Below are 5,206 nucleotides of genomic sequence, written 5' to 3'. Positions count from 1 at the left end.
GCGGACCGGGGCCCGGTCCGTCGCGTCCCACGCTCGGTCAGGCCGGGCCGGCGCTCCATCCCGCCCGCTGCCCACCCGTGGTGCAGCAGGCTGCCCTCTCGCGCGCCGGGCGGGCGGACGGCCCCCGCACGCGGCGGGGACCTCGTACCGTCGCGACGTGACCCCGTCCCCCCACGCGCACGTGCGGCGGGTGGCGGCGGTCCGGCGGTCCACGCGGTCGGCCCTCGCGCAGCTCGCGGGCGGCCTGGGGACCGGCGTCCTCGCCCTGGTGCTGCTCCTGCGGCTGCTGCTGGTGACGGCGCTGTCCGCGGTCGGGATCGGGCTGCTCCTCGCCCCCGCGGCCCTGGGCGGCCTGCGCGACCTGGCCGACCGCGAACGCGCCCGGCTCGGCCGCTGGGGTGCGGCGCTGCCGCCGGCCGGGCCCGTCCCCACCCCGCTGCGCGCCGCCCTGGCGACCCCGGTGCTGCGCCGGGAGCTGGCGTGGGTCGCCGGGCACGCGACCGGTGGCGTCCTCGCGGGCGCCGTAGGCGTCCTGCTGCCGGTCTACGCCGTGCGCGACGCGACCTTCCCGGTGTGGTGGCGGTGGGTGCCGGCCGACCTGGACGCGTCGCCGTGGTGGTGGACGGTGCGCACGGGCTCCGACACCGCCGGCGTCGCGCTGCTGGGGCTCGCGTGGGCCGTGCTCACCGTGGCCGCGACCCCGGCGCTCGCCCGGGCCCAGGGCGCCTGGGGCCGCCGCCTGCTGGCGCCGCCGCCGGGGACCGACCTGTCCCTGCGGGTCGCGGAGCTCACCGCCTCGCGCGCCGCCGCGCTGGACGCGCACGTCGTGGAGCTGCGCCGCATCGAGCGGTCGCTGCACGACGGCGCGCAGAACCGGCTCGTGGGGGTCACGGTCCTGCTGGGTGCGGCGCGCCGGTCGCTGGCGCGCGACGCCACCCACCCGGACGGCACCGGTGCGAACGGCACCGACCCGAACGGCACCGACGACCTGCTGGAGCGGGCGCAGGCCGCGGCCGAGCAGGCGCTCGCGGAGCTGCGCTCGGTGGTCCGCACGATCCTGCCCCCCGTGCTGCTGGACCGGGGGCTGGCCGGGGCCGTGACGGGGCTGGCCGCGGCCTGCCCCGTGCCCTGCGGCGTCGAGGTGGACGTCGCCGGGCGGCTGCCCGCGTCGCTGGAGGCCACCGCGTACTTCGTCGTCGCCGAGGGGCTCACCAACGTGGCCCGCCACAGCGGGGCCCGTTCCGCGCAGCTCACCGTCCGGCGGCGCGGCGACGAGCTCGTCGTGCGGCTCACCGACGACGGCCGGGGCGGCGCCGACCCCGCGCGGGGGTCGGGGCTGGCGGGGGTGCTGCACCGCGTGCGCGCCCACGACGGCACGCTGAGGGTGACCAGCCCGCCCGGCGGGCCGACCGAGCTGGAGGTGCGGCTGCCGTGCGGATCGTGATCGGCGAGGACGACGCGCTGCTGCGCGAGGGGCTCGTGCTCCTGCTGCGCGCGGAGGGGCTCGACGTCGTCGCGACGGCCGGCGAACCGGGCGGGCTGCTGGCCGCGCTGGACGAGCACGAGCCGGACGTGGCGATCGTCGACGTCCGGATGCCCCCGACGCACACCGACGAGGGCATCCGCGTCGCGGTCGAGGCACGCCGGCGCCGCCCCGGGCTGGCCGTCCTGGTGCTGTCCGCCTACGTCGAGCAGGCGTTCGCGACGGACCTGCTGGCGGGCGGCGCGCGCGGGCTGGGGTACCTGCTGAAGGAGCGCGTGGGCCGCGTCGGGGAGTTCCTCGACGCGCTGCACCGCGTCGCGGGCGGCGGCACCGCCGTGGACCCCGAGGTGGTCGCGCAGCTGCTCACGCGCCGCAGCCCCGACCCCGGGCTGGACCGGCTGTCGGCCCGCGAGCGCGAGGTCCTGGAGCTCATGGCCGAAGGGCTCGGCAACACCGCGATCGCGGCCCGGCTCGTCGTCACCGACGGGGCGGTCCACAAGCACATCCGCAGCATCTTCGCCAAGCTCGACCTCGCCCCGAGCGACGAGGCCGACCGCCGGGTGGCCGCCGTCCTGCGCTACCTGCGCACGGCCGGGACGAGGTAGCGCAGGACGAGGTAGCGCAGGACGAGGTAGCGCAGGCACCACCGCGCTCCGGGCCCCAGCGTGACTGACCCGGGCACCCCCGCGGCGGTGGACTGGCGGACGAGAGCGGTCGCGTCCGGCGACCGCCCCGTCCGGAGGACCCCGATGCCGAGCGCCACCACGTCCAGCCCCCTCCCCCGCACCTCGCCGCCCGGGCCGCGGGCCGTCCTCGACCGGTGGCCGCTCACCGCGTTCTTCGTCCTCGCGTTCGGCCTCAGCTGGCTGGCGTGGGCCCCGTACGTGCTCTCCCGCAACGGGACCGGCCTGCTGGAGTTCTCGTTCCCGTCGCTGCTGGGCACGTCGCAGCTGCTCGGCGTGCTGCCGGGCGCCTACCTCGGCCCGGTCACGGCCGCGCTCGTCGTCACGGCCCTCACCGAGGGCCGGCCGGGCCTGCGGGCGTGGCGCGGGCGGCTGCTCCGGTTCCGGGTGGGCTGGCGGTGGTACCTCGGCGTCGGGGTCGGCGTGCCCGTGTCGATCCTGGCCGCCACGTTCGTCCTGCCCGGGGCGTGGGCCGCCGTCCGGCCCGTCGGCGCGCTGCTCCTGCTGGCCTACCTGCCGATGCTCGCGCTCCAGCTCGTGACCACGGCCCTGGCCGAGGAGCCGGGCTGGCGCGACTTCGCGCTGCCCCGCCTGCAGGACCGGCTCGGCGCCGTCCCCGGGACCGTCGTGCTCGGGCTGCTGTGGGGCGCCTGGCACCTGCCGCTGTTCCTCACCGAGTGGGGCGGCCGCGACGTGGGCTGGACGCAGCCCCTGCTGTTCGTCGCCGCGTGCGTCCCGCTGAGCCTCGTCATGACGTGGGTCTTCAACCGCACGGGGCAGAGCGTGCCGCTCGTGATGCTGCTGCACGCCGGGATCAACAGCACCTACTCGCTGCTGTGGCCGGCCGTGTTCCCGGCGCTCGACCACGACCGCGACACCCTCGTCGTCCAGCTCGTCGCGACCACCGTGGCCACCGCGGTGCTCCTCGTCGCCACGCGGGGCCGGCTCGGGGCCCCGCCGCGCCCCGCGCCGGGCGCGGTGCTCAGCCCGGGGCCCCGGTGACGTAGACCCACGCGCCGTCGCGCCGGGCGAACCCGCTGACCTCGTGCTGCACCCCGCGGCGCCCACCGGTGCGGTGGTGCGCCTCGAACTCCACGGTCCCGCGGTCGTCGAACGGGCCGCCCTCGGCCCGGACGACGACGAGGCGCAGCCACTGCGTGCCGGGGTCGAGGACGAGCTCCGCGGGGCGGTGCGCGGGGTCCCACGTCGCGAGCAGGTGCGCGACGTCGCCGACCACGAACGCGGTGTAGCGCGAGCGCATCAGCGCCTCGGGCGTGGGCGCCGGCTCGCCGCGGTGGAAGCGGCCGCAGCAGCCGCCGTAGGGGTCGCCGCTGCCGCAGGGGCAGCGCGCGTCGTCGGGGAGCACGGGCCGATCCTCCCCGACGGCGGCCCGGCGCTTGACACCGCGTGCAGGCGGGCCGGATCGTCGGCCGGGACCGTCCCCCGAGCCCGAGGAGAACCGTGTCCGACCTGCACTTCGGCCTGGTCGGCGTGGGCCGCATCGGGGTCATGCACGCGCAGAACGTCGTGGCCACCCCGGGGATCGAGCGGCTGACGGTCGCCGACGTCGACCCGGCCCGCGCCCGCCGCGTCGCCGAGGAGGTGGGCGCGGCCGCGGTCGACGACGTCGGGGCCCTGCTCGCCGCGGGCGTCGACGCGCTGGTCGTCGCCACGGGCACGGCCTCGCACCCCGACCTCATCCGGGCGGGCGTCGACGCGGGCATCCCGGTGTTCTGCGAGAAGCCGGTCGCCCCCGACGTGGCGCTGTCGCGGCCCGTCCTGGAGCACGTCGCGGCCCGCGGCGGCGTCGTGCGCATCGGTCACCAGCGCCGCTGCGACGCCGGCTACCGCGAGGCGCGGCGCGCCGTCGCGGCCGGGGAGCTCGGTTGGCTGCACGCGGTCCGCGCCGTGACGTGCGACGCGGCCCCGCCCCCGGTCGCGTTCCTCGCCACCTCCGGCGGGCTGTTCCGCGACTGCAGCGTCCACGACATCGACGCGATCCGGTGGATCACGGGGCGCGAGGTCGTGGAGGTGTACGCGCGCGGCAGCAACAACGGCGACCCGGCGATCGGTGCCGTGGGCGACGTGGACACCGCGCTGGCGGTCTGCACCCTCGACGACGGGACGCTGGCCGTCGTCACCGCGTCGCGGTACAACGGCGCCGGCCACGACGTGCGCCTGGAGCTGCAGGGCTCCCTCGGGACGCTCGTCGTGGGTCTCGACGACGCCGCGGCTCTCCGGTCGGCGGAGCCGGGCCTGACGTTCCCGGCCGGGACGCCGCACGCCACCTTCGCCGAGCGCTTCGCCGCCGCCTACCGCGCCGAGATCACGGCGTTCGCCGAGCTCGTGCAGGGCGTCGAGGGTGACGAGCTGTGCACCCTCGCCGACGCCGTCGCGGCGGCCGCGGTGGCGGACGCGGCTCAGGAGTCGCTGCGCACGGGTGTGCCCGTGCGCCTCAGCTGACGCCCTCGGGCGGGTCGGGCAGCTCCTCGGCGTAGCGCAGCACCGCCCGGTCGTACGGCGCCGCGTGCGGCGCCAGGGCCGCGAGCAGGACGGTGACCGCCTCGCGGTCGCGCCCGAGGTCCACCAGGGCGAGGGCCTCGAAGGCCGCGTGCGCCTCGAGCGAGCCCTCACCGGCGTCCTCGTGGCCGGCGTCCTCGTGGCCGGCGTCCCCTTCGGGGCGAGGGGCGTTCTCCCGCAGCACCTGCAGCGCGCCGGCGGGGTCGCCGACCAGGCGCAGGGAGCTCGCGAGCTGCACCACGGCCTGCTGCCGGCGCTCGCCGTCGAGACCCGCGGCGAGCGCGGCCCGGTACAGCGGCACGGCGCGCGCCTCGTCGCCCGCGTAGTCGTGGGCGCTCGCGAGCTCGAAGCGGCCGACCGGGTCACCCGGGGGGAGCTCGGCGACCAGGGCCTCGACGGCCAGGACGACCTCCGCCTCGTGCACGTCCTCGGCCCCCTCCCAGACGGCCGCGAGGCGGTCCTCGAAGTCCGCGGCGCTCACGCGCAGATGTCCGCGGTCGCGGGGCGGGCGGCGATGGCC

The 5,206-nt window shown here is 78.2% G+C and carries 6 protein-coding genes; 4 read left to right on the top strand and 2 right to left on the bottom strand.

The window, feature by feature from the left end; genetic code table 11:
• Nucleotides 1-157: 157 nt before the first annotated feature.
• The 3 genes from GTR02_RS19670 to GTR02_RS19660 all read left to right on the top strand — a co-directional run bounded on the left by GTR02_RS19670 (nt 158) and on the right by GTR02_RS19660 (nt 3,168).
• A complete protein-coding gene (locus GTR02_RS19670) occupies nt 158-1,444 on the top strand; it encodes a sensor histidine kinase (protein ID WP_338073943.1) in 1,287 nt (428 codons plus the stop codon).
• Nucleotides 1,432-2,088 (top strand): response regulator, encoded by a 657-nt coding sequence (locus GTR02_RS19665; protein WP_166609176.1) that lies wholly within the window; start codon nt 1,432-1,434, stop codon nt 2,086-2,088. Before GTR02_RS19670 ends, GTR02_RS19665 begins: the two co-directional genes overlap by 13 nt.
• Before the next feature lie 144 nt (nt 2,089-2,232).
• Nucleotides 2,233-3,168, top strand: a complete 936-nt coding sequence (locus GTR02_RS19660) for a CPBP family intramembrane glutamic endopeptidase (RefSeq protein WP_166609175.1) — start codon at nt 2,233-2,235, stop codon at nt 3,166-3,168.
• Here the strand turns inward: GTR02_RS19660 and GTR02_RS19655 are convergent.
• The gene (locus GTR02_RS19655) at nt 3,149-3,532 is read right to left on the bottom strand and encodes a YchJ family metal-binding protein (RefSeq protein WP_166609174.1); all 384 of its coding nucleotides are present in this window, start codon (nt 3,530-3,532) and stop codon (nt 3,149-3,151) included. The genes GTR02_RS19660 and GTR02_RS19655 overlap by 20 nt on opposite strands.
• Nucleotides 3,533-3,627: 95 nt before the next feature.
• Here GTR02_RS19655 and GTR02_RS19650 point away from each other — a divergent pair, with 95 nt between their 5' ends.
• Nucleotides 3,628-4,629, top strand: a complete 1,002-nt coding sequence (locus GTR02_RS19650; protein WP_166609173.1) for a Gfo/Idh/MocA family protein — start codon at nt 3,628-3,630, stop codon at nt 4,627-4,629.
• Here the strand turns inward: GTR02_RS19650 and GTR02_RS19645 are convergent.
• Complete coding sequence (locus tag GTR02_RS19645; protein ID WP_166609172.1) at nt 4,622-5,167, bottom strand: tetratricopeptide repeat protein; 546 nt, start codon at nt 5,165-5,167, stop codon at nt 4,622-4,624. The two genes, GTR02_RS19650 and GTR02_RS19645, sit on opposite strands and share 8 nt — an antisense overlap.
• Nucleotides 5,168-5,206: the final 39 nt, after the last annotated feature.

Source organism: Kineococcus siccus (genome assembly GCF_009906795.1).
GTDB classification, from domain to species: Bacteria; Actinomycetota; Actinomycetes; order Actinomycetales; family Kineococcaceae; genus Kineococcus; species Kineococcus siccus.
Note: the sequence above shows the minus strand (reverse complement) of the source record. Positions and strands in the feature narration are given on the sequence as shown.